General features: G+C 72.4%; 23 protein-coding genes. 14 read left to right on the top strand and 9 right to left on the bottom strand.

Annotated features, from left to right (window positions below; genetic code table 11):
• Window positions 1-144: 144 nt before the first annotated feature.
• On the bottom strand, window positions 145-1,428 hold the full coding sequence (locus ABT342_RS17740; protein WP_351573999.1) for an ABC transporter substrate-binding protein: 1,284 nt from the start codon (window positions 1,426-1,428) through the stop codon (window positions 145-147).
• A 226-nt stretch (window positions 1,429-1,654) separates the two neighbouring features.
• Between ABT342_RS17740 and ABT342_RS17735 the strand changes: the two genes are divergently transcribed.
• A complete protein-coding gene (locus ABT342_RS17735; RefSeq protein ID WP_351574274.1) occupies window positions 1,655-2,101 on the top strand; it encodes an SCO4402 family protein in 447 nt (148 codons plus the stop codon).
• A gap of 31 nt (window positions 2,102-2,132) precedes the next feature.
• Window positions 2,133-2,984, top strand: coding sequence for a formyltetrahydrofolate deformylase (gene purU / locus ABT342_RS17730; protein WP_351573997.1), 852 nt, complete (start codon window positions 2,133-2,135; stop codon window positions 2,982-2,984).
• A 34-nt stretch (window positions 2,985-3,018) separates the two neighbouring features.
• Here purU and ABT342_RS17725 read toward each other — a convergent pair whose 3' ends face one another.
• Together ABT342_RS17725 and ABT342_RS17720 are read right to left on the bottom strand one after the other, a co-directional pair.
• On the bottom strand, window positions 3,019-4,257 hold the full coding sequence (locus tag ABT342_RS17725; RefSeq protein WP_351573994.1) for a zf-HC2 domain-containing protein: 1,239 nt from the start codon (window positions 4,255-4,257) through the stop codon (window positions 3,019-3,021).
• Complete coding sequence (locus ABT342_RS17720; protein ID WP_351573991.1) at window positions 4,254-4,847, bottom strand: sigma-70 family RNA polymerase sigma factor; 594 nt, start codon at window positions 4,845-4,847, stop codon at window positions 4,254-4,256. Before ABT342_RS17720 ends, ABT342_RS17725 begins: the two co-directional genes overlap by 4 nt.
• A gap of 167 nt (window positions 4,848-5,014) precedes the next feature.
• Between ABT342_RS17720 and ABT342_RS17715 the strand changes: the two genes are divergently transcribed.
• Together ABT342_RS17715 and ABT342_RS17710 are read left to right on the top strand one after the other, a co-directional pair.
• On the top strand, window positions 5,015-5,386 hold the full coding sequence (locus ABT342_RS17715; protein WP_502965563.1) for an STAS domain-containing protein: 372 nt from the start codon (window positions 5,015-5,017) through the stop codon (window positions 5,384-5,386).
• 57 nt (window positions 5,387-5,443) lie between these two features.
• A complete protein-coding gene (locus ABT342_RS17710; protein WP_351573988.1) occupies window positions 5,444-5,956 on the top strand; it encodes an EF-hand domain-containing protein in 513 nt (170 codons plus the stop codon).
• A 95-nt stretch (window positions 5,957-6,051) separates the two neighbouring features.
• Here ABT342_RS17710 and ABT342_RS17705 read toward each other — a convergent pair whose 3' ends face one another.
• Window positions 6,052-6,561 (bottom strand): hypothetical protein, encoded by a 510-nt coding sequence (locus tag ABT342_RS17705; protein WP_351573985.1) that lies wholly within the window; start codon window positions 6,559-6,561, stop codon window positions 6,052-6,054.
• A 159-nt stretch (window positions 6,562-6,720) separates the two neighbouring features.
• Complete coding sequence (locus tag ABT342_RS17700; RefSeq protein ID WP_351573982.1) at window positions 6,721-8,235, bottom strand: class I adenylate-forming enzyme family protein; 1,515 nt, start codon at window positions 8,233-8,235, stop codon at window positions 6,721-6,723.
• A 136-nt stretch (window positions 8,236-8,371) separates the two neighbouring features.
• On the opposite strand from ABT342_RS17700, the gene ABT342_RS17695 reads away from it, so the two are divergent.
• The 4 genes from ABT342_RS17695 to ABT342_RS17680 all read left to right on the top strand — a co-directional run bounded on the left by ABT342_RS17695 (window position 8,372) and on the right by ABT342_RS17680 (window position 12,383).
• Window positions 8,372-9,565, top strand: a complete 1,194-nt coding sequence (locus ABT342_RS17695; protein WP_351573979.1) for an amidohydrolase family protein — start codon at window positions 8,372-8,374, stop codon at window positions 9,563-9,565.
• On the top strand, window positions 9,565-10,698 hold the full coding sequence (locus tag ABT342_RS17690) for an acyl-CoA dehydrogenase family protein (RefSeq protein WP_351573976.1): 1,134 nt from the start codon (window positions 9,565-9,567) through the stop codon (window positions 10,696-10,698). The genes ABT342_RS17695 and ABT342_RS17690 overlap by 1 nt, the downstream gene beginning before the upstream one ends.
• Window position 10,699: 1 nt before the next feature.
• Complete coding sequence (locus tag ABT342_RS17685) at window positions 10,700-11,542, top strand: acyl-CoA dehydrogenase family protein (protein ID WP_351573973.1); 843 nt, start codon at window positions 10,700-10,702, stop codon at window positions 11,540-11,542.
• A gap of 385 nt (window positions 11,543-11,927) precedes the next feature.
• Entirely contained in the window at window positions 11,928-12,383 is a 456-nt protein-coding gene (locus ABT342_RS17680) for an ATP-binding protein (RefSeq protein ID WP_351573970.1), read from the top strand.
• A gap of 39 nt (window positions 12,384-12,422) precedes the next feature.
• Here ABT342_RS17680 and ABT342_RS17675 read toward each other — a convergent pair whose 3' ends face one another.
• Complete coding sequence (locus ABT342_RS17675; RefSeq protein WP_351573967.1) at window positions 12,423-13,349, bottom strand: cyclase family protein; 927 nt, start codon at window positions 13,347-13,349, stop codon at window positions 12,423-12,425.
• Window positions 13,350-13,432: 83 nt separating this feature from the next.
• Between ABT342_RS17675 and ABT342_RS17670 the strand changes: the two genes are divergently transcribed.
• From ABT342_RS17670 to ABT342_RS17660, 3 genes are all read left to right on the top strand, one after another.
• Window positions 13,433-14,344 carry an SDR family NAD(P)-dependent oxidoreductase gene (locus tag ABT342_RS17670; protein ID WP_351573964.1) on the top strand — a complete coding sequence of 304 codons (912 nt, stop codon included), beginning with the start codon at window positions 13,433-13,435 and terminating at the stop codon, window positions 14,342-14,344.
• Between the two features lie 508 nt (window positions 14,345-14,852).
• Complete coding sequence (locus tag ABT342_RS17665) at window positions 14,853-15,992, top strand: acyl-CoA dehydrogenase family protein (protein WP_351573961.1); 1,140 nt, start codon at window positions 14,853-14,855, stop codon at window positions 15,990-15,992.
• On the top strand, window positions 15,989-17,038 hold the full coding sequence (locus ABT342_RS17660; protein ID WP_351573958.1) for a Zn-dependent alcohol dehydrogenase: 1,050 nt from the start codon (window positions 15,989-15,991) through the stop codon (window positions 17,036-17,038). The genes ABT342_RS17665 and ABT342_RS17660 overlap by 4 nt, the downstream gene beginning before the upstream one ends.
• Before the next feature lie 43 nt (window positions 17,039-17,081).
• On the opposite strand, the gene ABT342_RS17655 is transcribed toward ABT342_RS17660, so the two are convergent.
• A complete protein-coding gene (locus ABT342_RS17655; RefSeq protein WP_351573955.1) occupies window positions 17,082-18,080 on the bottom strand; it encodes a GlxA family transcriptional regulator in 999 nt (332 codons plus the stop codon).
• 70 nt (window positions 18,081-18,150) lie between these two features.
• On the opposite strand from ABT342_RS17655, the gene ABT342_RS17650 reads away from it, so the two are divergent.
• Together ABT342_RS17650 and ABT342_RS17645 are read left to right on the top strand one after the other, a co-directional pair.
• Window positions 18,151-19,446 (top strand): MFS transporter, encoded by a 1,296-nt coding sequence (locus ABT342_RS17650; RefSeq protein ID WP_351573953.1) that lies wholly within the window; start codon window positions 18,151-18,153, stop codon window positions 19,444-19,446.
• Window positions 19,447-19,507: 61 nt separating this feature from the next.
• Entirely contained in the window at window positions 19,508-20,452 is a 945-nt protein-coding gene (locus tag ABT342_RS17645) for a hypothetical protein (protein ID WP_351573951.1), read from the top strand.
• A gap of 126 nt (window positions 20,453-20,578) precedes the next feature.
• Here ABT342_RS17645 and ABT342_RS17640 read toward each other — a convergent pair whose 3' ends face one another.
• Window positions 20,579-21,187 carry a flavin reductase family protein gene (locus ABT342_RS17640; protein WP_351574269.1) on the bottom strand — a complete coding sequence of 203 codons (609 nt, stop codon included), beginning with the start codon at window positions 21,185-21,187 and terminating at the stop codon, window positions 20,579-20,581.
• A 151-nt stretch (window positions 21,188-21,338) separates the two neighbouring features.
• On the opposite strand from ABT342_RS17640, the gene ABT342_RS17635 reads away from it, so the two are divergent.
• Complete coding sequence (locus tag ABT342_RS17635) at window positions 21,339-23,501, top strand: FG-GAP repeat domain-containing protein (RefSeq protein ID WP_351573948.1); 2,163 nt, start codon at window positions 21,339-21,341, stop codon at window positions 23,499-23,501.
• 171 nt (window positions 23,502-23,672) lie between these two features.
• Here the strand turns inward: ABT342_RS17635 and ABT342_RS17630 are convergent, their stop codons facing one another.
• Window positions 23,673-24,494: an enoyl-CoA hydratase/isomerase family protein gene (locus tag ABT342_RS17630; protein WP_351573945.1), complete on the bottom strand. Its 822-nt coding sequence runs from the start codon at window positions 24,492-24,494 to the stop codon at window positions 23,673-23,675.
• Between the last annotated feature and the right edge of the window lie 37 nt (window positions 24,495-24,531).

The following is a 24,531-nucleotide window of genomic DNA, read 5'->3' as shown; positions in this document are numbered from 1 at the left end:
GGTCTGGGGGCCTGCCCCCAGTTCGGGAAGGGGCGGGTAGGGGACAAGCCCGCCGCAGGCGCCCCACCAGCACCCCGCCCCGCCCGGGGGCCCCGGAGGGCCGCTGGGGGCCCGGGGCCAGCCCCCGGGAGAACACGGGCCCCCTCACACCGTCGGCGCGTCGCTCATCGTCGTGCTCACGTCCACGAAGCCCGGCTGCTGGGCCACCAGGCGGCCGTTGCGCACCACCTGGAAGGTCACGCTCCGGTTGATCGCGCGGGGGAACCCGGGCGTGCCCAGCATGTCCTCGAAGCGCCACCGCAGCGGCGGCGTCAGGCCGCCCGTGTCCACGCGGACGCCCTTGTCCAGCGCGTGGGCCAGTGCGCCGGGGGTGATCTCCGGGCGGTCGAGGGACTCGATGACCTTCTGCAGGACGGTGTAGGCGATCCACGTGGTCTGGACGCCCGCGTCCGCCGGGTCGATCCGGTCGTCGGCGAAGGCGTGCTCGCGGATCACGTTCCGCATCGTGCCCCAGCGCGCATCGCCCGCGTCGGGGTACCACCCCGTCATGTACGCCCCTTCGAAGGGCCCCTTCGCACCACCCGTGCTGTCGATCAGCGGCTGGCCGACCGAGCTGAGGACCGAGGACACCCGTACCGTGTTCGCGTCCTCGTCCGCCGGGCGCCGGAACGAGTCGAAGAACGTCTCGGTGCGCTCGCCGAGCACCGCGGTGACGCAGCCCTTCCGGCTCCCCGCCCGCTCGCGCGCGATCTCGGCCTCCTGCGCGTACTCGGTGGAGTCCTCCGCCGTCTTGATGTCGGCGGACGTGCGCGCGCCGCCCTCGGACAGCCCGGCGTTGAGCAGCACGGGCAGATCGTCGCCCGCGACCGTGTCGGGCCGGACCAGGGCCACCCGCCGGCAGCCGGCCGCCAGCTGCCGGCCGTTGCCGGCGAGGAGCGCGGCCTGGCCGCCGTTCACGGGGTAGGAGAGGTAGCTGCTGAACTCCTCCTCGGAGATCCCGAAGCCGCCGATGTACGGAATGCCCGCGGCCTCCAGCGGCGCCATGAACGCCCGGCCGTGCTGGCTGTACGAGCCGACGACCGCGACGGCGCCCTCCTTGACCGCGCGCCGGGCGCAGGCCGCGGCGCCCGCGGTGGTGTTCTGCTCGTTGCAGGTGAGGATGCGCAGCTCGTGGCCGTCTATGCCGCCGCGCGCGTTGACGTACCGCGCGTACGCCTGCGCCATGGCGGGCATGCCCGCCATGTTGGTCGCCCTGGTGTCGGCGGGGGCGAAGGTCATGACGGTGACCGGCTCCCTGGAGTCCCCCGAGATCCCGGGTATCACCCCGCATCCGCCGACCAGTGCTCCGACCGCCACCGCCGTACACGCGGCGATGGCTGTGGCGGTTCTGCGGACGCGGGCTGAGGAGGAGCGATGCCAACCGGTCATGACCCCACAGGTTTCCGTCCCGGGGGTAACGGAGCCGTGTGCAGACCTCAACGGGGAGTGACGGACGGGTGAATAGCAGGGGTTGTCGAGCCGGCGAATGTGGGGAACGTACGATCGAAGCCGCGCAAGCTTCGGTGCAGTGCCCCTCGTGGCGGAGCTCGCTAGGACCAAGCTCACGAGGTGAACGTCAGTGAACCCTTCCCGCCGCGGCCGTCGCTCCTCCACCATGGGCGACATGCCGCTGAATGACATGCCCTGGTGGCGCTGGCGCACCAACGTGCGTTCGGCGCTGCACATGCTCTCCGACCCCGTCTTCCACCAGGAGGCCTGGCTGGCAGGCCTCGAGGGGTACGGGGATGTCACCGACGCCGTCTACCGGCTGGTCGAGGACACCTGGCTGGACAACTGGTCCGCCGAGAAGTACGTCGGCACGATCTTCCGGGATTCCGGTGAGGCCGCTCTCGTCGACGTCGCGGTGCTGCGCGTGCTGCGGATCATGCACCAGGTGGGCCCGGACGCTCCGGTGTCGGCGTACATGGAGCATCATGGCTGGCCGGAGGCCGTACGGGCCGCCCGCGAGGCGCACGTCCGGCTGGCGACGAGCGACGGCGACGACCCGGACGCCCCGCCGCGCACGCTCGAGGTGCTGCGGATCCTGACCCGGGCGGTCTGACCCGGGCCGTAGGGTGTGGCACCCTACGAGGATGACTGACCAGTACGTCCTCACGCTCGCCTGCCCGGACAAGCAGGGCATCGTGCACGCCGTCTCCAGCTATCTCTTCATCACCGGCTGCAACATCGAGGACAGCCAGCAGTTCGGAGACCGGGACACGGGCCTGTTCTTCATGCGGGTGCACTTCGGCGCGGAGGCGCCGGTCACCGTGGAGAAGCTGCGGGCCAGCTTCGCCGCCGTGGGTGACTCGTTCCAGATGGACTGGCAGATCCACCGCGCGGACGAGCGCATGCGGGTCGTGCTGATGGTCAGCAAGTTCGGGCACTGCCTGAACGATCTGCTCTTCCGGTCCCGGATCGGGGCGTTGCCGGTGGAGATCGCGGCGGTGGTCTCCAACCACACGGACTTCGCCGAGCTGGTGTCGTCGTACGACATCCCGTTCCGCCACATTCCGGTGACGAAGGACACCAAGGCCGAGGCCGAGGCCGAGTTGCTGGAGCTGGTGCGGACGGAGAACGTGGAGCTGGTCGTGCTCGCGCGCTACATGCAGGTGCTCTCCGACGATCTCTGCAAGCAGCTGAGCGGCAAGATCATCAACATTCACCATTCCTTCCTGCCGAGCTTCAAGGGCGCGAAGCCTTACCACCAGGCGCACGCGCGCGGTGTGAAGCTGATCGGCGCGACCGCGCACTATGTGACGGCCGACCTCGACGAGGGCCCGATCATCGAGCAGGAGGTCGAGCGCGTGGGTCACGAGGTGACGCCGGAGCAGCTGGTGGCGATCGGGCGGGACGTGGAGTGCCAGGCGCTGGCGCGCGCGGTGAAGTGGCACGCGGAGCACCGGATCCTGCTGAACGGCCGCCGCACGGTGGTGTTCGCCTAGTCGTCAAGGGTGCGGCGCCCCGCGCCGCACCCCCTCAGAGCCGGGACAGTGACGCCGCCGCGAAGAGCACGTCCCGGATCGCCTCGCGGTCGCCGTCCTGGCCCGCGGCGGTCTCGTCCGGCGAGACGTGGCCCGCGACGAGCTGGCAGAACTCGACCGCGTCCATGGCGACCTGCGCCACCGTGTGACCGGGATCGCCTATGGCGGCCGGGGAGTCCAGCGCGATGTACCAGTGGCCGCCGCCCGCGCCTTCGACCTCCAGGTGGAGGGAGCGGCCGGGGGAACCGGCCGTGACCAGGTGGCGGGCGGGCCCCGCGAGGCCCGCGCGGCGGCGGGCGGCGAGGGCCGCCGGCAGCAGCCGGGCCGCGAGGTCGATCATGTGGCGCAGATGGGAGCCGCTCGGCGGATCGTACGGGTAGTCCACCGCGGTCGCGATGTCGTCCGCGTGCACCCAGCACTCGAAGGCCCGGTCGAGCAGCGAGTCCCGCAGCGGCAGCGCGAACTCGCCGTACGAGACGGAGAGGTCGGCGACGCCGCGGCCCGCGAACGACACCGTCCGCACCAGCGTGTGGCTCTGGTCGCGCCACGGCGCGCGGATCGTCCTGGTCGGCGGGAAGTGCGCGGTGCGCCAGTACCGCTCGGTGCGGTCGGACGGGGAGCGCGGCGCCGTGTCGCCGAGGGGGTCGTCCAGGCCGAGGGCGGAGGTGACCAGTCCGTCCACGGACATGAGGTGGCCGATCACGCCGGCGACCGTCGTCTTGCGGCTCGCCGACTCCTCGCCGTCGAACCACCTCAGCCGCAGCGGCGCGTGCCACTCCGACTCCCCGATGTCCTGCAGCAGCGCGTCGAGCCGGGCGGTCTCCGCGTCGTACGGAGCCGCCCACGTGGGCACGGGGATCCGGGCGGGCCTGCGGCCCAGGCAGTTCTCCAGCACCCGGGACCGCAGCAGCGGGTCGAGGTCCAGGTCGCGGTCGGTGTGCAGCAGCCCGACCGCGTCGCGCAGCCGCAGCGCCTCGTCCGCGCACGGCGCGCACTCGGTGAGGTGGTCCTCGACGGCCGCGGTCTCCTCGGCGGAGCAGGCGGACAGCGCCCACGCGCCGAGCAGCGACTTCAGCACGCCGTGCGCGACCGGCGCGGCGCTCTCGGGCGGTACGGGACCGGGCAGGACGAGCGGCGGGGACAGGTCGTCCCCCGCCGCGCGCGGGCCCGGTATGCGCGGAGCGGCCTCCGGCTCGTCGGGACCGGAGCCGCCGCCGCCCACCGGGCCGGTCACAGGGAGCGTCCGTAGCCGGGCGGCGAGGCGCCCTCGACGAGCGGGCGGGTGTTCGCCGTGGACAGCAGCTGGAGACCGAGCCGGAGCCTGCGGCGGGCCTCGTCCTCGGTGACCCCGAGGTCGGCCGCGGTCTGCCGGTAGTCCCTGCGCTGGTGGTACGCCAGCTCCAGCGCGGCCCGCAGCGGCGCGGGCATCGACGTCACGATGTAGTCGGCGCGGGCGGCTGCCGAGGCGCGGCGGACCTTCTGCTCCAGCTCCTCGGTGGCGCTCTCGCCGCTTCGCCCGCTCTCCGCCGCGGCCGCGGCCTCCAGCTCGCGCAGCCGGTGCACGGCCTGGCGGTGGGTGAGCCGGGCGATCCAGGACCGCATGGAGCCCTGCTTCGGGTCGTACGCGTCCGGGTTCTCCCAGACGTACCCGAACACCTCGCGGGTGACCTGGTCCGCCGCCGCGTCGTCGTCCAGCACGCGGTGGGCCAGGCTGTGCACCAGCGCGGCGAAGCGGTCGTACAGCTCTCCGAGCGCGGCGGCCTCGCCGCGGGAGAGGCGCTGCTGCATCCTGCGGTCCCAGCGGGGTGGTGTGTCCTTTGCCATCCGGAGCCCCCAGCCCTCCCAGTACCTACCTGCCTGCCTGGTGTCGAATGTAGTGGGCTCCGCTGTCGGCGCACGTGCTTTGAGGCAAGTCCGCCCGTCCGGGTTTGGTCCCGCGACGGCTGGGCAGCGGCGGCTGGAAGGACTGCTTCCGGATCGCGGGATGTGTGATGCTCAACGTCGAACAGGGCGAGCAGGGTGCCTGGACCGTGCTCCGTATACGAGGCGAGCTCGATCTGGTGAGCTCACCGGTGGTACGACGCCGGGTGCACGACGCGGTCGCGATGGGCCGCCGCGATCTGGTGCTGGACCTGTCGGGGGTGCAGTTCTGCGACTCCAGCGGGGTGGGTGTGCTCATCGCGTCCCGCCGGCTGCTGCGCTCCTGCCGGGGCAGGCTGCGGCTGATCCTCCCGGCGCGGGGCGCGGTCGAGGGTTCGCACGTCAACCGGGTGCTGGCCGCGCTCGGAGTGCGGCGTCTGTTCGACGTGTACCCGGATGTGGGGGCGGCGCTCGACGACGAGGTACCACCGCTGACCGCGTAAGACGGACGTCGCACGGAAGGGGCGCGCGAACCGGCCGTGACGTCGTACTCTCCCCGCATGGACAGCGCAGAGTACGAGCGCAAGATCGCGCACCGGTTCGCCGAGTTCGACCAGGACGGCAGCGGTTACATCGACCGTGCCGACTTCACGGAGGCGGCCAAGCGGCTGCTCGCGGAGTTCGGCACGACCGCACGCTCCGACAAGGGCCAGGCGCTCTACGGGGGCGCCGAGGCGTTCTGGCAGGGCATGGCGGGGATCGCCGACGTGGACGGGGACCAGCAGGTCTCGCGCGAGGAGTTCGTCACCGGCGCGGTGAAGCGGCTGCGCGACAACCCCCACCGCTTCGCCGAGATCGCCCGCCCCTTCCTGCACGCGGTCGTCGCCCTCGCGGACGTGGACGGCGCGGGGGTCACCCCCGACTCCGCGGCACGGGTGCTGCGCGCCCTCGGCGTCGACCCGGACAAGTGCGCGGTGGTGGCCGCCGCGCTGGACGCGGACGGGGACGGCCGGATCGGCGAGGAGGAGATCCTGGCGGCGTTCGCGGCGTACTACGTGACGCCGGAGCCGTAGGCGGACAACCCCACTGCCCCGCGCGCGGATGCGCGTGGGGCGGGGGTGGCGCCGGCCGTCGTGCGGGCAGCGCCGCCCCGCCACCGGACGGGTCGTCAGCTGGGGATGTAGTCCGTCATCAGGCAGCCCTCCGCCATGGCCTTCTCGTTCTTGTAGCCGCTCGGGACCTTGAAGTCCTTGTCGCAGGTGAACAGAAGCAGGCCGGCGGGCTTGAGGGCCTGGACGGCGTCGCCGTCCTCAGGGCGGAGGGCGAAGTCCTGGCCGATGAGGTAGGCGAGATCGTTGGCCTCGGCCGACACTTCCTTGGTCTTGTTCTGGAACTGCTGCATGTTGTCGATGGACAGCAGAACGATGTCATCGCCGTCGCCGCTCTCGCACTCGGCGCGTTCCTTGATGCCCCACTCCTTGCCCGTGGACTCCTCGTCCTCGTCCTCGGGGTCCAGCTCCAGCCCCTGGCAGCCGGTGTACTGGTTGACGAACTTCTCGATCGCCGCCATGTCGCCGGCGCTCGGCAGGTTCTCCGTGGCGCTGTCGCTCCCGCAGCCGCTGACCGTCAGCAGCGCGGTCAGCGCCGCGCCCAGGGTGATGGCTCGCTGTATTCGCATGGACTTCTTCCCTCGTTGGTTGTGCGGATCGGCGGTGCTCCCGCCTCGGACGCGCAGCGGTCCCGCGCGACGTCAAGGCGTCGGCGGGACCGTACTGTTGGCGTCCGTACGCAGCGAAGATACAGAGAGAGATCCATTTCTGGCGCGCGGGCCGGTTCATTACCCGGCCGCGGGTGACCCGAAGCGCTCGCGCAGCTGGTATTTGAGTACTTTCCTCAGGGTCTCGTTGCGCGGCAGGGCCTCGACCACCTCCACCTGTTCGGGGAGTTTGTGGACGGAGAGGCCGGCCTCGCGCAGGTAGGACGTGACGTCCGCGAGGGTCAGGGGCGCGGCGCCCCCCGGCTGTTCGATCACGGCGCAGACGCGTTCGCCGCGCGCCGGGTCCGGCAGGCCGATCACCGCCACGTCCCCCACCCCCGGGTGCTCGTGCAGCAGGTCCTCGATCTCCTTGGCCGAAATGTTCTCGCCCTTACGGATGATGACGTCCTTGAGGCGGCCGGTGAGGACGAGGTGGCCGGACTCGGTGAGGTGGCCGAGGTCGCCGGTGATCAGGAAGCCGTCCGGGTCGAAGACGGCCGCGGTCTGGGCCGGGTCCAGGTAACCCCGGCACACCGCCTCGCCACGCAGACGGATCTCGCCGTCGACGACGCGGATCTCCATGCCCTCCGGCGGCCGGCCCTCCGTCGTGGCGAGGTTCTCGGGGGTGTCGTCCGGGGCGCCCATCGTGATCATGGGGACTTCGGTCATGCCGTAGCCGTGCGTGAGCTGGACGCCCATCTCGCGGACGACGGCGTGGTACAGCTCCGGCGGCTTCGCCGCGCCGCCGCCCGCCAGCAGCCGCAGGGTGGGGATCAGAGGGACGCCCGGCTGTTTGCGCTGTTCCGTCAGGAACATCGAGTAGAAAGCGGTCGAGCCGCCCGCCGTGGTGACCCCGTGCGCGCGGTACGTGTCCAGGGCGTCCGGCAGCGCGAACTTCTCGAACAGCACGGCCGGGAAGCCGTACAGCAGCAGCATCACCAGATAGTCCGCGCCGCCGATGTGGGCGAAGGGGAAGGCGATCGAGCCGACGTCGTCCGGTGTGAGCCGGAGGGCGTGGGCCAGGCACGAGCCGCCCGCGATCAGGGAACGGTCGGTGTGCAGGACGCCCTTGGGGTCGGACGTGGTACCCGAGGTCCAGTAGATCCAGCGGACCGACGTGCCGTCGTCCGGGGGCGCGGGGAGGACGGCCGGGTCGCCGTCGGGGAGGGAGGCGTACGCCTCGAAGAGGCCGCGCGCCCCGAGCTTCCGTGCCATCTCCGTATGGTCGAAGCCCCGCCACACCCCCGGCACCGCGAAGAACTCCGCCTTCGACTCGCGCAGCGCGAAGCCCACCTCCCGCTCGCGGTAGAAGGGGATCACGGGCGACTGCACCGCGCCGATCCGGGCCAGCGCGCCTGCGAGCAGCACCGTCTCGATCCGCGTGGGCAGCTGCCAGGCGACGACCGACCCGGGGCGTACGCCCATGTTGTACAGCCCGGCCGCCACCCGTTCGCAGCGCTTTCGCAGCCCGCCGAAGGTCAGCCGCCGGCCGTCGTCCTGGAGGAGCACCTCGCCCTCCGGGGTGAGCGCGGCGCGGCGTTCGATCAGCTCCCAGAGGGTGCGGGAGGCGTCCAGAGCACGTGCGGTGTCGTTCATGTCCCCTCCGATGAAGCTGACGGATAGTCAGATCGTGCGGAGAGCGTAGGGCCGGTCGCCTTGTCGGTCCAGGGGTGCGGGGCTAGCCTGCTATCTGACGACCCGTCAGAATCAGAGCGCCAGCGCGGAGGCCTCGATGGAACAGGAACTGCCTCGGATCATCAGCGTCGACGACCATGTCATCGAGCCCGCACACCTCTTCGAGACCTGGCTCCCGGCCAAGTACCGGGACCGCGGGCCCCAGCCGCTCACCGCCGGAATCGGGGAGCTCGCGTACATCGGCGGCAAGTACCAGATCACGATGGACCCGGACGGCCCGCCCACCGACTGGTGGATCTACGAGGACCTGAAATTCCCGTACAAGCGCAACATCGCCGCCGTCGGCTTCGACCGGGACGACATGACCCTGGAAGGCATCACCCGGGCGGAGATGCGGCGCGGCTGCTGGGACCCCAAGGCGCGGCTCGCGGACATGGACCTCAACCACGTCGAGGCCTCCCTCTGCTTCCCCACCTTCCCCCGGTTCTGCGGCCAGACCTTCGCCGAGGCCAAGGACAAGGAGGTCGCCCTCGCCTGCGTCCGCGCGTACAACGACTGGATGGTCGAGGAGTGGTGCGGCGACAGCGGCGGCCGGCTCATCCCGCTGTGCATCATCCCGCTCTGGGACATCGACCTGGCGGTCGCCGAGATCCGCCGCAACGCGGCGCGCGGCGTCAAGGCCGTCACCTTCTCCGAGATCCCCACCCACCTCGGGCTGCCGTCGATCCACTCCGGCTACTGGGACCCGTTCTTCGCGGTCTGCCAGGAGACCGCCACCGTCGTCAACATGCACATCGGCAGCAGCTCCCAGATGCCCGCCGCCTCGCCCGACGCCCCGCCCGCCGTCCAGGCCTCGCTGTCCTTCAACAACGCCATGGCGTCGATGATGGACTTCCTCTTCAGCGGGGTGCTGGTGAAGTTCCCCAGGCTCAAGCTCGCCTACAGCGAGGGCCAGATGGGCTGGATCCCGTACGCCCTCGAACGCGCCGACGACGTGTGGGAGGAGCACCGCGCCTGGGGAGGGGTCCGCGACCTGATCCCCGAGCCGCCGTCCACGTACTACTACCGGCAGATCTTCTGCTGCTTCTTCCGCGACAAGCACGGGGTGGCGTCGCTCGACGTCGTCGGCCGGGACAACGCCACCTTCGAGACCGACTACCCGCACGTGGACTCGACCTTCCCGCACACGAAGGAGGTCGCCCTCGACCACGTCAAGGGACTGGACGACGAGACCGTCTACAAGCTGATGCGCGGCAACGCCATCCGCATGCTGAGCCTGGACCTCACCTGATGGACCTCACGTACACACAGGAGGAAGAGGACTTCCGGCAGCGGCTGCGGGAATGGCTGGCGGCCGTCCTGCCGAAGCTCCCGCCGAAGCCGTCGCCCGACGACTGGCCGGCGCGGCGCGCGTACGACACCGGCTGGCAGCGGACGCTGTTCGACGCCGGCTACGGCGAGCTGCACTGGAACGCCTCCCCGACCCAGCATCTGATCTTCCTGGAGGAGACGGAGCGGGCCGGAGCGCCCTACGTGGGCGCGAACTTCGTCGGACTGCTGCACGCAGGGCCGACGATCGCCGCCGAGGGCACGCGGGAGCAGCGGGAGCGGTGGCTGCCGCCGGTCCTGCGCGGCGACGAGGTCTGGTGCCAGGGCTTCAGCGAGCCGGACGCCGGCTCCGACCTGGCCTCACTGCGGACGCGGGCCGTGCGGGACGGGGACACGTACGTCGTCACCGGCTCCAAGATCTGGACCTCGCACGCGGAGGTCGCCGACTGGTGCGAGCTGCTCGTGCGTACGGACCCGGACGCGCCCAAGCACCGGGGGATCTCCTGGCTGGCCATGCCCATGGACGCGCCGGGGATCACCGTACGGCCGCTGCGGACGCTCGCCGGGTCGACGGAGTTCGCCGAGGTCTTCCTCGACGAGGTGCGGGTGCCGGTCGCCAACCGGGTCGGGGCGGAGAACGACGGCTGGCGCGTGACCATGGTGACGCTGTCGTTCGAGCGCGGCACCGCCTTCGTCGGCGAGGTCGTCGCCTGCCGCCGCACGCTCGGCGAGCTGGCCGCGGCCGCGAAGGCCAACGGCCGCTGGGACGACGCGGTGCTGCGGCGCAGGCTCGGCAGACTGCACGCCGAGCTCGCGGCGCTGTGGCGGCTGACGCAGTGGAACGTCAGCGAGGCGGAGAGCGAGGGCGGCGTCCCCGGCACGGGCGGCTCGGTCTTCAAGCTGCGCTACTCGCACGCCCGCCAGGAGCTGTACGACACGGCCGCCGAGGTGCTCGGCCCCGACGCGCTCGACCTCGACCGCGCGTGGACCCTGGACTGGCTGTCGTCGCTGTCGTACACGATCGCCGCCGGTACGTCCCAGATCCAGCAGAACATCGTCGCCGAGCGGATCCTCGGCCTGCCGAAGGGCTCCTGACGTGCACTTCCAACTGGACGACGACCAGCGGGCGTTGCAGAAGGGTGTCCGGGGCCTGCTGGAGGCCCGGTACGCGCGGCCAGAGGTGGCGGCCGGGCTGGACCGGGAGCTGTGGCGGGAACTCGGGGACGCCGGGTTCTTCGCGCTGCGGCTGCCCGAGGAGGAGGGCGGGGTCGGTCTCGGGCTGCCGGAGGCCGTGCTCGCGTTCGAGGAGGCCGGGCGGGTGCTGCTGCCGGGGCCGCTGGTGGCCACGCATCTCGCGGCGGGGACCGTGCCGGGCGCGGCGACCGGCGAGACCGTGGTGACCCGCGTCGACGGGGGCCTGGTGGCCTGGCTGGACGAGGCGGACGTGGTGACGGGGGAGGTGGCGGACGCCGTGGCCGTACGGTCCCTCGACCCGCTCACGCCCCTGCACCGGGTGCGCGGCGGCGGGGCACCGGATCCGTACGCCGTCCTGCTCACCGCCGCCGAACAGCTCGGCTCCGCCGCCCGCACCACCGAGATGGCCGTGCGGTACGCCAAGGAGCGCGAGCAGTTCGGCCGCCCCATCGGCGCCTTCCAGGCGGTCAAGCACCTCTGCGCGCAGATGCTGGTGCGCGCGGAGCTCGCCCGCAGCGCCGTCTACGCCGCCGCCGTGACCGCCGACCCCGTCGAGATCGCGGGCGCCAAGCTCCTCGCCGACGAGGCGGCCGTCCGGGGCGCCCGGGACTGTCTCCAGGTGTACGGCGGCATGGGGTTCACGTGGGAGGCGGACGTCCATCTGCATCTCAAGCGGGCCTGGGTGCGCGCGCGGATGTGGCAGACGGCCGCCCAGGCGGAGGAAGCGTTGGCCTCGGCACTCTGAGGAGTCACCGTCTGTGGTGCCCGGCCGCGTTGATATCGGGTTGTGTCCTTCGCGGACTCGTCACGGCCCGGAGTCGGGTCCGGCCTCCGGTACGCTCCGTGGGGTGCGAGACGCGTGCTGTCGTGGGGGCCGACCCCCGAAACTCCGGCCGGACATCAAGGCGGCCGCCGGAGAAGAATGCCCCGCTCGCACAGGGTGTTCGACTACCCGCAGCGTGCGTCGCACAGTATGCACCACGCATACTCCTTCGCGCTGGAATATGCCCGAAGCGCTTGTTGCGGTGACTGTACGTCAACCATGCTGTCTCGCAAGGAAATCACGTTCAGTGATGACGATGGCTGTGAGGCGCGAGGCGATGTGTCCGCCGGTTCGGATGGTGTGAACGGTGCAGGTGCTTCAGGTTCAGTTGGTGGTGGGACCGGATCCCGCCGAGGTCGGACGGGCCCGGCGGTGGGCCCGCTCGCGGCTCGCCGGGTCGGGGATAGGGGACGACGAGCCGCTGGCGGAGACGCTGGTGCTGCTCATCTCCGAGCTGGTCACCAACGCGGTGGTGCACACGGGCTGCCCCGCCGTGCTGCGGATGCTCTTCGGTGTCGCGGGTGATGCGATCAGGGTGGAGGTCGCCGACACCAGTGCCCGGCCGCCACGGCCCCGCCACGCGGACGGTGACGACACCAACGGCCGGGGTCTCGAACTGGTCGACGGCCTTGCCGACCGCTGGGGCTGGCAGCCCGAGGGGGCCGGCAAGAGCATCTGGTGCGAGGTGGACCGGTGCGCGGCGGCGCCGAGGCCGCCCCAGGCTCTTCCGGTGCCGTACACCGTCGAGGCGTACACCGTCTAGGGCCTGTCCGGTGGCACGGCTCCGGGCATCGGGCGCGGCTCAGAGCACCGCCACCGGTGCGACCGGCGTTCCCGTGCCGCCGACGAACGGCTCGGGGGTCGCGGAGAGCAGGAACGCGTACCGCTGAACTTGCGCACAGGCTGTGGACAGGTCTTCGAGGTTCCAGTTCTGGCCCTGCAGCATGCCCATCTCGACCAGGTCGAGGGCGTGCACCGGCAGCCACAGGTTCTCGACCTCCGGCGGGAAGATCTCGAAGGTCAGGGTGTCGTTGGCGACGGCGGCGACATCGCGGGCGTGGAACCACTCGGGCGTACGGAGGGACAGCCCCGGCGACGGGAACGCGTACCCGTGCTTGTCGCCGCCCAGGTACGCCTGGATCTGCCCGGTCCGTACGAGGACGATGTCCCCGGCCCGTACCCGTACGCCCCCGAACTCCTCCGCCTCCGAGAGGTCTTCGGGCGTGACGGCGTGGTCGCCCGGCAGCCGGTCCAGGCCCTTCGCGCGCGCCACGTCGAGCAGCACGCCGCGCGAGACGAGCGTACGGACCTTGTCGATACCGCTGAAGCGGGCGCCGGAGTGGGCGGTGATGGTGTCGGCGGGGCGGCCGTTGTAGAGCTTGCCCGAGTGGGAGACGTGGGTGAGCGCGTCCCAGTGGGTCGCTGCCTGGAGCCCCATCGTCACGGCGTCGTCGCTGGTCGCGACGGTGCCGGGGCCGAACAGTTCCTGGTTGATCTGGACCATGGTGTGCAGCGGGTTGACCCGGCCCGGGATCATCCCGGTCTGCACGCCGTCCTGCTGGAGGGGCAGCGCGAGCGGTACGCGCAGTCCGGTGCGGATCTCGGTGGCGGCGGCCCGGATGACCTCGTCCGTGATCAGGTTCAGCGTCCCGATCTCGTCGTCCGCACCCCAACGCCCCCAGTTGTTGACGCGTTTGGCGATGTCGTGGAACTCGGCGGGCAGTGACATCGGTCCTCCTGGGTCTTGTGCTCGGGCGTCCGGCGGCCCATAAAATCTAACGGTCCGTCAGAAACCTCGGGAAGGGGCCGGACGTGGGGAACTTCTTGGCAGGCAAGGTGGTCGCCGTGACGGGTGCCGGGCGCGGCATCGGGCGGGCCGTGGCCCTCGCCTGCGCGGCCGAGGGCGCGAAGGTCGTCGTCAACGACTACGGCGTCTCCGTCGACGGCGGCGATCCGGCGTCGGAGGTCGCCGCGGCGGTGGTCAAGGAGATCGAGGCGGCGGGCGGCGAGGCCGTCGCCGTGGCCGACGACATCTCGACGATGGCGGGCGGACAGCGGATCGTCGATACGGCGCTGGCGCGGTACGGGCGGATCGACGGGGTCGTCTGCGTCGCCGGGATCCTGCGCGAGCGCATGCTCTTCAACATGTCCGAGGAGGAGTGGGACCCGGTCGTCGCCACGCATCTGAAGGGCACGTTCACCGTCTTCCGGGCGGCGTCCGCGGTGATGCGCAAGCAGGGCGGCGGGACGCTCATCGGCTTCACCAGCGGGAACCACCAGGGGTCGGTGTCCCAGGCCAACTACTCCGCCGCCAAGGGCGGCATCATCTCGCTGGTGCGCAGCGCCGCGCTCGGGCTGCACAAGTACGGGGTGACGGCGAACGCGGTCGCGCCCGTCGCCCGTACGCGGATGTCGGCGAACGTCCCCATGGAGCTGAAGGAGATCGGCGAGCCGGAGGACGTCGCGGCGCTCGTCGTCTACCTGCTCTCCGAACGGGCCCGCGCCGAGAACATCACCGGTCAGGTCTATACGATCGCGGGCCCCAAGATCGCGGTCTGGGCCCAGCCGCGCGAGCTGCGGGCGGGGTACGCGGAGGGCTCCTGGACCCCGGAGAAGATCGCGGACTTCCTGCCGGGGACGGTGGGCACGGACCCGATGCCGATGCTGGCGCAACTGGAGGCGATGGCAAGGGCGGCGGCCTCGGGCGACCGCCCGAACCGTTAGCCTGCGGCGCGGTGCGGGTGCGGGTGCGTGGCTCGGGGTGCCGGCGGTCGTGTGTGCGGGGCGCCGGGTGCGGGGCGGTGGGCCGGGGTGCGGGCGGTCGTGCGTGCGGGGCGCCTCGGGGCGCGGGGCAACGGCCCCGGGTGTTGGCGGTCGTCCCTGCGAGGGGCCAGGGAGCGGCCGACGGTCCCGGTGTCGGCGCGTCACGTATGGGTGCCCGGCCCCGGGGGTTGTGCCCACCCGTTCCGCCCAGCGGAACGACTGCCCACAACCAGGGGGGGGCGCCGCGAAGCCCCCGAAACACCTCCCTTATCGGCCCCCGGCGGGGTTTCGGGAAGGGGTGGGGTGGGGGGAACGGCTGCCCACAACGGGGGCGCCGCGAAGCTGGCGCGTTCGGGGGTCGGGGGCGAAGCCCCCGGAGCACCTCTCGAGCCCCCACCAGCCCCCGGCAGGGTTTCGGGAAGGGGCGGGGTGGGGGGAATCCCCGCCCCCACCACCACAGGAGGCGGACATGGACTTCGCGTTCGGGCCCGAGGACGAGGCCTTCCGGCAGGACGCCCGCGAGTGGCTGGCGGGCCACCTCGTCGAGGGGGCCGGTGGGCTCGACTGGGAGCGGGAGCTGGGCCGGGGCGGGTGGATCGGGCTCGGCTGGGACACCGGAGCCGGCGCCGAGTACGGCAACCGGCGCGCCACGCTCACCCAGCAGGTCGTCTGGGCCGAGGAGTACGCCCGCGCCCGGGCCCCCGGCCGCCTCGGCCACATCGGCGAGAACCTGCTCGCGCCCACGCTCATCGCGTACGGCGGCAAGGAGCAGCAGGCCCGCTTCCTGCCGGGCATCGCGCGCGGCGAGGAGCTGTGGTGCCAGGGCTACAGCGAACCCGGCGCCGGCTCGGACCTCGCCGCGGTCCGTACGGCCGCCGTGAAGGACGGCGACGGCTACCGCGTCACCGGCCAGAAGGTGTGGACCTCCCTGGCCCGCGAGGCCCACTGGTGCTTCGTCCTCGCGCGCACCGATCCCGCGGCGCGCCGCCACCACGGGCTGTCGTTCCTGCTCGTCCCCATGGACCAGCCGGGCCGGGTCGACGTACGGCCGATCCGGCAGATGTCCGGGACGGCCGAGTTCAACGAGGTGTTCTTCGACGGGGCCGAAGCCGTCGAGGTCGTCGGCGGCGAGGGCAACGGCTGGCAGGTCGCCATGGGCCTGCTCGCCCTGGAGCGGGGTGTGTCGACGCTCGTCCAGCAGATCGGCTTCGCGCAGGAGCTGCGGCAGGTGATCCGGACCGCGCTCGACAGCGGCGCCGCGGACGACGACCCGGTGCTGCGCGACCGTCTCGTACGCCAGTGGGCCGAACTGCGCACGATGCGCTGGAACGCCCTGCGCACGCTGGGCCGTTCCGACGACCCCGGCGCGCCGAGCGTCGCCAAGCTGCTGTGGGGCGGCTGGCACCAGCGGCTCGGTGAGCTGGCGATGCAGGTACGCGGCGCGGCGGCCGCCGCGGGTCCGGGCCCGTGGTCACCCGCGTACGAACTCGACCTGATGCAAAGGCTCTTCCTCTTCACCCGCGCCGACACCATCTACGGCGGCTCGGACGAGGTCCAGCGCACCATCATCGCCGAGCGCGTGCTCGGCCTACCGAAGGAGCCGGGATGAGAGGCGTGGTGTTCGACGGCGAGCAGCCGCAGGTCGTGGACGACCTGGAGATACGGGACCCGGGCCCGGGAGAGGTCCTGGTCGGTGTCGCGGCGGCCGGGCTGTGCCACAGCGACCTGTCGGTGATCGACGGCACGATCCCGTTCCCCGCGCCGGTCGTCCTCGGGCACGAGGGCGCGGGCGTGGTCGAGGCGGTCGGCGCGGGTGTCACCCACGTCGCCCCCGGCGACCACGTCTCGCTGTCCACGCTCGCCAACTGCGGGGCGTGCGCCGAGTGCGACCGGGGCCGGCCGACGATGTGCCGCAAGGCGATCGGGATGCCGGGGCAGCCGTTCTCGCGGGCCGGGCGGCCGCTCTACCAGTTCGCGTCCAACTCGGCGTTCGCGGAGCGGACCGTCGTCAAGGCCGTCCAGGCGGTGAAGATCCCCCGGGAGATCCCGCTCACCTCCGCCGCGCTGATCGGCTGCGGCGTCCTGACCGGCGTCGGGGCCGTACTCAACCGCGCGAAGGTCGGCATCGGGGACACCGTCGTCGTCATCGGCACCGGCGGCATCGGCCTGAACGTGCTCCAGGGCGCGCGGCTCGCGGGCGCGCTCACGATCGTCGCGGTCGACACGAACCCGGCGAAGGAGGAGACGGCCCGGCTCTTCGGCGCGACGCACTTCCTCACCTCGGTGGCCCAGGTGCGCGAGATCCTGCCCGAGGGCGCCGGGCACGTCTTCGAGTGCGTCGGCCACACGGCACTGGTCCGGCAGGCGATCGACCTGCTCGACCGGCACGGGCAGGCGGTGCTGCTCGGCATGCCCGCGCCGACGGCCGAGGCGACCTTCCTGCCCGCGGCGATGTTCCTGGACAAGTCCATCCTGGGCTGCCGGTACGGCTCCTCGCGCCCGCAGCGCGACATCGCGCTGTACGCCAGGCTGTACGGGGAGGGCCGGCTGCTACTGGACGAGCTGGTGACGGAGACCTATCCGGTCGAGGACTTCGCGAAGGCGGCGGACGACGCACGGCAGGGGCGGGTGGCGAGGGGCGTGCTCACCTTCTGACACCGGGACTGCGGGATTCCGGGGCGGCGTGCCAGGGCGGACGTCAGCCCCGCACCCCCGCCCGGAACGTGCGCCGGTACACCGTCGGCGCCACCCCCAGCGCCGCCTGCACATGCTGCCGCATCGACTGCGCGGTGCCGAAGCCGGAGTCCCGCGCCACCTGGTCCATGGACAGGTCCGTGCACTCCAGGAGCTGGCGGGCCCGTTCGATCCGCTGCTGGGTGAGCCACTGGCCGGGGCTCACGCCCACCTCCTCGCGGAAGCGGCGCGTGAAGGTCCGTACGGACATGGCCTCCTGCTCGGCCAGGTCGCGCAGCTGGATCGGCTCGTGCAGATGGGACAGCGCCCAGGCGCGGGCGTCGGAGGTCGTCGCGAGCTGGGGTTCGGGGACGGGGCGGTGGACGAACTGGGCCTGGCCGCCGTCGCGGTGGGGCGGGACGACCGTGCGGCGGGCGACGTCGTTGGCGACCGCCGCGCCGTGGTCGCGGCGCACGATGTGCAGGCACAGGTCGATCCCGGCGGCGACCCCGGCCGAGGTGAGGACGTCGCCGTCGTCGATGAACAGGACGTCCGCGTCGACCTCGACGGCCGGGAACGTCCGCTGGAAGTGCTCCGCGGACGCCCAGTGCGTGGTGGCGGGGCGCCCGTCGAGGAAGCCGGCCGCGGCCAGGACGTACCCGCCGGTGCAGATGGAGACCATCCGGGTGCCGGGCCGCAGCGCGGCGAATGCCGAGGCCAGCTCCGGGGTGAGCCGGCCCTCCTGGTAGACGGGGCCGAGTTCGTACGACGCGGGCACGATCACCGTGTCGGCGGTGGCCAGGGCCTCCGGGCCGTTCTCGACGAGGACGGCGAAGTCGGCGTCGGTACGGACCGGTCCCGGCGGCCGCACCGAGCAGGTCATGACCTCGTACAGCTTCCGCCCCCACGTGTCCGCCGCGCGGCCGAAGATGCGCTGCGGAATGCCCAGCTCGAAGGGGAGGCAGCCGTCGAGGGCGAGGACGACGACACGGTGGGGCGTACGGGAGGGGGAGTCGGCGGCCATGGCCCGATCGTATCGAACGCTGTCCTTCGGGCCACTCGCTCGCGGTGATCGTTCTCCGGATGCTGGTGACGTGACCCAGACAAGCGACCTCGCCGCCCCCTCCCGGGAGGCCCGCCCCCCTCGGCGTATCCACCGCGCGTGGTTCGTCGCCGCCGTCGCCTTCGTGACGATCATCGGCGCCGCCGCCTTCCGCTCCCTCCCCGGGCTGCTGATCGACCCGCTGCACCAGGAATTCGGCTGGTCGCGCGGCACGATCGGGCTCGCGGTCTCCGTCAACCTCGCGCTGTACGGCATCACCGCGCCGTTCGCCGCCGCGCTGATGGACAGGTACGGCATCCGCCGGGTCGTCGCCTTCGCCCTCACGATCATCGCGATCGGCTCCGGCGTCACGGTGTGGATGACGGCCCCCTGGCAGCTGCTGCTCTGCTGGGGGCTGCTCGTCGGCCTCGGCTCCGGCTCGATGGCGCTGGCCTTCGCGGCGACCGTGACGAACCGCTGGTTCACCGAACGGCGCGGACTGGTCACCGGCATCCTGACGGCGGCGGCCGCCTCCGGGCAGCTGATCTTCCTTCCCCTGCTGGCCTGGATCGTCAAGGAGCACCAGTGGCGCCCGGCCGCCGTCACGGTCGCCGTCGCCGCCATCGCCGTCGTCCCCTTCGTCTGGCTGCTGCTGCGCGACCACCCGGCGGACGTGGGCCTGGCCCCTTACGGTGCGAAGGAGTTCGTCCCCAAGCCCGCCCCGGTGCCGGGCGCCGCACGCCGCACGCTCAAGGTGCTCTTCTCGGCCGCCCGCACCGGCCCCTTCTGGCTGCTCGCCGGCACCTTCGCGATCTGCGGGGCCTCCACGAACGGCCTCATCCAGACCCACTTCGTCCCCGCCGCGCACGATCACGGCATGCCGATCACGGCGGCCGCCTCGCTCCTCGCGGTGATCGGTGTCTTCGACGTCCTCGGCACGATCGCCTCGGGCTGGTTCACCGACCGCTTCGACGCGCGCCGGCTGCTCGCCGTCTACTACGCGCTGCGCGGCATCTCGCTGCTCTTCCTGCCGATGCTGCTCGCCCCGTCCGTCCACCCGCCGATGGTGTTCTTCATCGTCTTCTACGGGCTGGACTGGGTCGCCACGGTCCCGCCGACGATCGCCCTGTGCCGCGAGCACTACGGCGACGACTCGGCCATCGTCTTCGGCTGGGTCCTCGCCTCCCACCAGGTCGGCGCGGCGGTCGTCGCCTTCCTGGGCGGTGTGGCGCGGGACGTCTTCGGCTCGTACGACGTCGTCTGGCTGGCGTCGGGCGCGCTGTGCGCGGCGGCGGCGCTGATGGCGCTGGTGATCAGGCGCCGCCCGCAGGCGCCGGCGCCCGGGTGACGGACCCCCGGCGGTCACCGCTCCCGGGAGGGGGCGAGAATCACCGCAGGGGAGGTCGATCATGACGGTGGCGCGCAGGACCGGGCGGGGGACGGCACGGCCGGGGACCCCCGGGCAGTGGACGGCCGGGCAGGGGCTGTGGCAGGGGGTGGGCACCTTCGGGGTCGCGGTGACCTCGCTGTTCCTGGCGGGCGTCATCGCCCTCCAGCTGTACACGTACAGCGAGTACGACGCGGAGACGCTGATCCGGCAGAGCCCCCCGGAGAGGTTCGTCGCGGGCGTGCCGTTCCTCGCGTGCTTCGGGTTGCCGGGCGCCGTCTTCGGTACGGCGCTGGTGGTGCTGCCGCTGGCGGCCCTCGCCCGTTGGCTGGGGAGCCGGCTGACCGGCCGCGAGGCGTGGTGGTGGATCCCCGTCGTCGCCGCCGTGCTGGTGGCGCTGCCGATGGCGTACGTGGCGGCGGTCTGGGGTCTGGCCGTCGCCGCCGGCTGGTGGTCGGCGTGCACGGGCGTGCTGTCGGCGTCGGCCCTGACGGTCCGGGTCAGGAAGCTGCGGAGCGAGACGGGGCGCCGACGCCCGGGGGTGCGCCACGTGCTGGGGGCCGGGGTCGCGACCTTGCTCGTCCTGGCCCTCGCCTGCCATGGGGGCATGAAGGCCGGGCTGATCGACGAGTACCACCCCCCGGTCCTCGGCGGCGGTCGCGTGGCCGGTACCTGGACGAGCGGCTACGGCGCCACGCTCACCCTCGCCGGGGACGGCAGGGCCACCGCGCGGAACCTCCCGGACGACCCCTTCGGTCTCGAGGAAGGGACATGCGAAGGCACCGGCACCTGGGTGTATGTCCCGGACCCGGATCCCTGGGAGCAGACCGTCGAGATCGACATCGCCGGCTGTGACTACTTCGACGACTGGCGGATCGGCGGCACCGCATCCGACCCCAAGCTGAACTACCTGGTGGGGGACCTGGATTCGCCCGAGGCGTACACCCTCCGGCGGTCGGGCTCGTAGGTTCCGTCCTGCTCGTGCGTCGGTGAGGGATGGCGTGCTGGTCCGTTCACCGCCCCGGCCGAGCTCCGAGCCCGCCGCGCCGGCGCCCTGGTCAGGTCCTGTCCGGTCGATCAGGCCGGACAGGACCTAGGCGCTGAACCGCCCGAACCGCCCCCGGTGGAACAGCAGGGGATCGCCCTCGCCCTCCGCCCCCAGCGCCTCCACCCGTCCCACCACGATCAGATGGTCGCCCCCGGTGTGCACGGTCTTGATCGTGCAGTCGATCCAGGCCGGTACGGAGTCGAGGCGCGGGGCCCCGGTCACGAGCGCGGGTCCGTGGTCGACGCCCGCGAACTTGTCCGCGCCGCTCACCGCGAAGGCCCGGCACAGCTCGCCCTGGTCCGCGCCCAGGATGTTGACGCAGAAGGACCCGGCGCGGGCGATACGCGGCCAGGTCGTCGACGTACGCGCGACCATGAAGGCGACCAGGGGCGGGTCGAGGGACAGGGACGCGAAGGACTGGCAGGCGAAGCCGGCGGGGCCGCCGCCCTCGGGGTCGTACGCCGTGATCACGGTCACCCCGCTCGCGAAGTGGCCGAGCACGCGGCGGAATTCGCCGGGGTCGACCGGCGGCCGCTCGTCGGCGCCGACGGTTCGGAGCTCCGGGCGCGGCAGGGCGTCGAAGGGCTCGGCGGGCTGCTCGGCGGCCGTGGCGGCGCCGACGGACCTGAGGTAGCGGACGGCGGTGGCCGCCATCCCTGCGTGTCCCATCACGCCAACCATTGAACCTGACGACCCGTCAGCTGGGAACCCCTCTGCCCGCCCGCACGGCGGATATCCAGGTGCGGAACCGTCGTATCCCGCTGCTACTCTCGCGCAAACATTTGTACGAGGGGGAGGACCTCGCTTGCTCAAGAGGAACAGAATCATCACGGCCGCGCTGGTGCCCGCGCTGACGCTGGGGGGCGTCGGCATCGGGACGACGGCCGTCACGGTTCTCGCGACGGCGCCGGCCGCGGCCGCGGCCGAGATCGGGCCGTGGAGCGCGCCGACCGCGCTCACGCTCGACCACCAGCTCGTCAACGTGGCCGATGTGCAGTCCACCGTCCACGGTGACGCCGTCGCGCTGTGGTACTGGACGCCCGACGACGACCACACGGTGACCGAGGTGTGGGCCGCGGTGCGCCCGGCCAGGAGCGCGGCGTGGGGGACCCCGCAGCGGCTGACGGCGGGCGCGGAACGGACCGCGCAGCTCGGCCCGTCGGAGGACGGGTCGGTGACCGCGTCCTGGACCGAGAAGCCCGCCTCCGGCGGCACGGCCCTGCGGGTGTCCGTGCTGGCGCCCGGGGCCACGCAGTGGGGCGCGCCCGTGGACATCGCCTCGGCGTCGTCCATCGTGGACCCGAAGGTCGCGGTGAGCCCGAACGGCCGTGCCGCTGCCACCTGGCGCCAGAACGCGAGCCAGAGCTCGGAGATCTATGTCGCCGAGCGCACCGCCGTCGCGAACCCCTGGTCCCAGCCGATGCGGGTGGCCGCCACCGAAGCGGGCGCGTACGCCGCGCAGCCGGAGATCGCGGTCGGGCGTACCGGCGCGATCGCCGTCGCCTGGACCGAGAACCGCGCAGACGGCCGTACGGCCAAGAGCACGGTGCGGAACGCCGGTTCGGCGGAGTGGAGCGCTCCGGCGCCGATCGGCGACCCGGCCCTGTGGACCGGCTCGCCGAAGCTGGCGGTCGGCAACGACGGCATGTTCGTCGTGGCGTGGCAGCAGTCCGCGAGCGAGTCGACCGACGGGACGGTCCTCCTCTCCGCGCGCCGCAAGGCCGACGAGGCCCAGCCCGGCTGGTTCCTCGCGGAGGCCGTGGCCACCAACGACAACGGCTTCCAGACGGTGGACCCGCTGATCGGGCCGAACGGCGACGCCACCCTGGTCTGGCTCGAGTACACGGACCGGTTCGACGTCCGCACCTCCACCCGCTCCGCCGCCACCGACACCTGGTCCGAGCCGAAGACGCTCTCGACCGGCTACGTCCCCGAGCAGTTCGACGCGAACATCGGCTACGACGGAACGGTCCAGGCGGGCTGGGCGCAGAACTCCGGCGCCGACGACCAGCGTGTCTTCGTCACCGCCGCCCGGGTCGGCGGCGTCTGGGGCACCCCGCGGACGCTCAGCGAGGCCCCGTCCGACTACGCCGAGGGCGCCGTCGCCGTCGGTCCGGACGGCAACGCCTCCGCGGTGTGGGCGCAGGGCTACCAGCTGTGGACCGCGGGCACCGGACTGACCGCCCCGCAGCCGGCGCCGAAGCTCGTGCGCCGCGACCACGTCGGGGCCGACGGGTACGTCGACCTGTTCAGCCGTACGGCGTCGGGCGAGCTCGTCGTCCACAAGGGCGACGCGTCGAAGGCCGTCTCGGCGAAGGTCAGCGGCGGAGCCTGGCCGGCCGCCTCCACCGTCATCCCGTTCGGCGACCTGACCGCGGACGGCTGCAACGACGTCCTCGTGCGCAACGCCGCGGGCGAACTGCACCGGTACAGCCCCGAGTGCGGCAGCGTCGTCACCCCGCAGACCCCGTCGGTGAAGATCGGCACGGGCTGGGGCGGCTTCGACACGCTCGTCTCCTCCGGCGACCTGACCGGTGACGGGCTGTCCGACCTGGTGGGCCGCCACGCGTCCACCGGCGACCTGTACCTGTACGCGGGAGTCGGCACCGGCTTCGTGAAGGGGCAGGGCAAGATCGGTACGGGCTGGAAGACGGTGACGCCCATCGGCGCCGGCGACCTGAACGCCGACGGCCGCGGGGACATCCTGGGCAAGGACACCTCCGGCAGGCTGTGGCGCTACTACGGCAACGGCAAGGGCGCCATCGGCTCGGGAACGCAGATCGGCTCCGGCTGGGGCGGCCACAATGCCACCGTCGGCATCGGCGACCTCACCAAGGACGGCGTCGACGACCTGGTGTCGCGTACGACCGGCGGTGACCTGTACCGGTACGAGGGCAACGGCACGGGCGCGTACAGGTCCGGCGTGAAGCTCGGCAGCGGCTGGGGCGCGTACAGCAGTCTGTCCTGACGGACACCTTCCGGGGCAGGCGGGGCAGGTCACCGGCCCGCCCGGCCCGCCCGGCCTGCCCCGGAAGGCAGCTCAGCGGCTCCCTTACTCGGTCACCGACCCGGTAATCGGTCGCCGGCCCCGGTACTTGGTCACCGACCCCGACGCTCGCTCAGCGCTCCCTGCACTCGCTCACCGGCCCCGGTACTGGGGAGTGCGGCGCTCCACGAAGCTCGCCACTCCCTCGTTCGCGTCCCGCGTCGTCATGTTGATCTCCTGGGCCGCCGCCTCGGCCGCGAACGCCGCGGCCCGGTCGGTGTCGAGGGAGGCGTTGACCAGCTGCTTGGTGAGGGCGAGGGCGCGGGTCGGGCCCTGGGCGAGGCGCTCGGCCCACTCGCGGGCCGTCTTCCCCAACTCCCCGGCCGGTACGACCCGGTTGACCAGGCCCATCCGCTCGGCGTCGGCGGCCGCCAGCGCGTCCCCGAAGAACATCAGCTCCTTCGCCCGCTGCGGGCCGATCAGCCGGGGCAGCAGATAGGCCCCGCCGCCGTCCGGGACGAGTCCGCGGCGTACGAACACCTCGATGAACCGGGCCTCTTCGGCGGCCAGCACCAGATCGCAGGCGAACGCGAGATGCGCGCCGATCCCGGCCGCCGTGCCGTTCACGGCGGCGATCACCGGCTTCTCGCAGTCGAGTACGGCTCCGATGAGGCGCTGGGCGCCGAGCCGGATCGTACGGGCCACATCGCCCGCGACGCGCGCCCCGGTGGAAGGCGCCCCGCGCAGGTCCGCGCCGGCGCAGAAGCCCTTGCCGGTGGCGGTGAGGACGACGGCCCGGACGGCGGGGTCGGCGGAGGCGTCGGCGAGCAGCGCGATGACGCGTTCGCGCTGGTCCCAGGTGACGGCGTTCATGGCTTCGGGCCGGTTGAGGGTGATCCACGAGACGCCGTTGTCAGTGGTGTGCAGTACCAATGAGTCAGCGGACCTCGTGGACTCTTCGGGGGAGGAAGTCATGGGCGTACGGCTCCAAGTCGTCGTTTCAGCGGCATCG

The organism is Streptomyces sp. NPDC000410 (assembly GCF_040300305.1).
GTDB lineage: Bacteria > Actinomycetota > Actinomycetes > Streptomycetales > Streptomycetaceae > Streptomyces.
Note: the sequence above shows the minus strand (reverse complement) of the source record. Positions and strands in the feature narration are given on the sequence as shown.

Excerpts from the sequence above, each read along its gene's own strand:
- ABT342_RS17735 (WP_351574274.1), top strand. The coding sequence starts at position 1,655 with ATGGGCGACATGCCGCTGAATGACATGCCCTGGTGGCGCTGGCGCACC.
- ABT342_RS17705 (WP_351573985.1), bottom strand. The coding sequence starts at position 6,561 with ATGCGAATACAGCGAGCCATCACCCTGGGCGCGGCGCTGACCGCGCTG.
- ABT342_RS17630 (WP_351573945.1), bottom strand. The coding sequence starts at position 24,494 with ATGACTTCCTCCCCCGAAGAGTCCACGAGGTCCGCTGACTCATTGGTA.
- ABT342_RS17720 (WP_351573991.1), bottom strand. The coding sequence starts at position 4,847 with ATGGCAAAGGACACACCACCCCGCTGGGACCGCAGGATGCAGCAGCGC.
- ABT342_RS17695 (WP_351573979.1), top strand. The coding sequence starts at position 8,372 with ATGGAACAGGAACTGCCTCGGATCATCAGCGTCGACGACCATGTCATC.
- ABT342_RS17645 (WP_351573951.1), top strand. The coding sequence starts at position 19,508 with ATGACGGTGGCGCGCAGGACCGGGCGGGGGACGGCACGGCCGGGGACC.
- ABT342_RS17640 (WP_351574269.1), bottom strand. The coding sequence starts at position 21,187 with ATGGCGGCCACCGCCGTCCGCTACCTCAGGTCCGTCGGCGCCGCCACG.
- ABT342_RS17655 (WP_351573955.1), bottom strand. The coding sequence starts at position 18,080 with ATGGCCGCCGACTCCCCCTCCCGTACGCCCCACCGTGTCGTCGTCCTC.
- ABT342_RS17690 (WP_351573976.1), top strand. The coding sequence starts at position 9,565 with ATGGACCTCACGTACACACAGGAGGAAGAGGACTTCCGGCAGCGGCTG.
- ABT342_RS17665 (WP_351573961.1), top strand. The coding sequence starts at position 14,853 with ATGGACTTCGCGTTCGGGCCCGAGGACGAGGCCTTCCGGCAGGACGCC.
- ABT342_RS17710 (WP_351573988.1), top strand. The coding sequence starts at position 5,444 with ATGGACAGCGCAGAGTACGAGCGCAAGATCGCGCACCGGTTCGCCGAG.
- ABT342_RS17700 (WP_351573982.1), bottom strand. The coding sequence starts at position 8,235 with ATGAACGACACCGCACGTGCTCTGGACGCCTCCCGCACCCTCTGGGAG.
- ABT342_RS17740 (WP_351573999.1), bottom strand. The coding sequence starts at position 1,428 with ATGACCGGTTGGCATCGCTCCTCCTCAGCCCGCGTCCGCAGAACCGCC.
- ABT342_RS17715 (WP_502965563.1), top strand. The coding sequence starts at position 5,015 with ATGCTCAACGTCGAACAGGGCGAGCAGGGTGCCTGGACCGTGCTCCGT.
- ABT342_RS17675 (WP_351573967.1), bottom strand. The coding sequence starts at position 13,349 with ATGTCACTGCCCGCCGAGTTCCACGACATCGCCAAACGCGTCAACAAC.
- purU (WP_351573997.1), top strand. The coding sequence starts at position 2,133 with ATGACTGACCAGTACGTCCTCACGCTCGCCTGCCCGGACAAGCAGGGC.
- ABT342_RS17660 (WP_351573958.1), top strand. The coding sequence starts at position 15,989 with ATGAGAGGCGTGGTGTTCGACGGCGAGCAGCCGCAGGTCGTGGACGAC.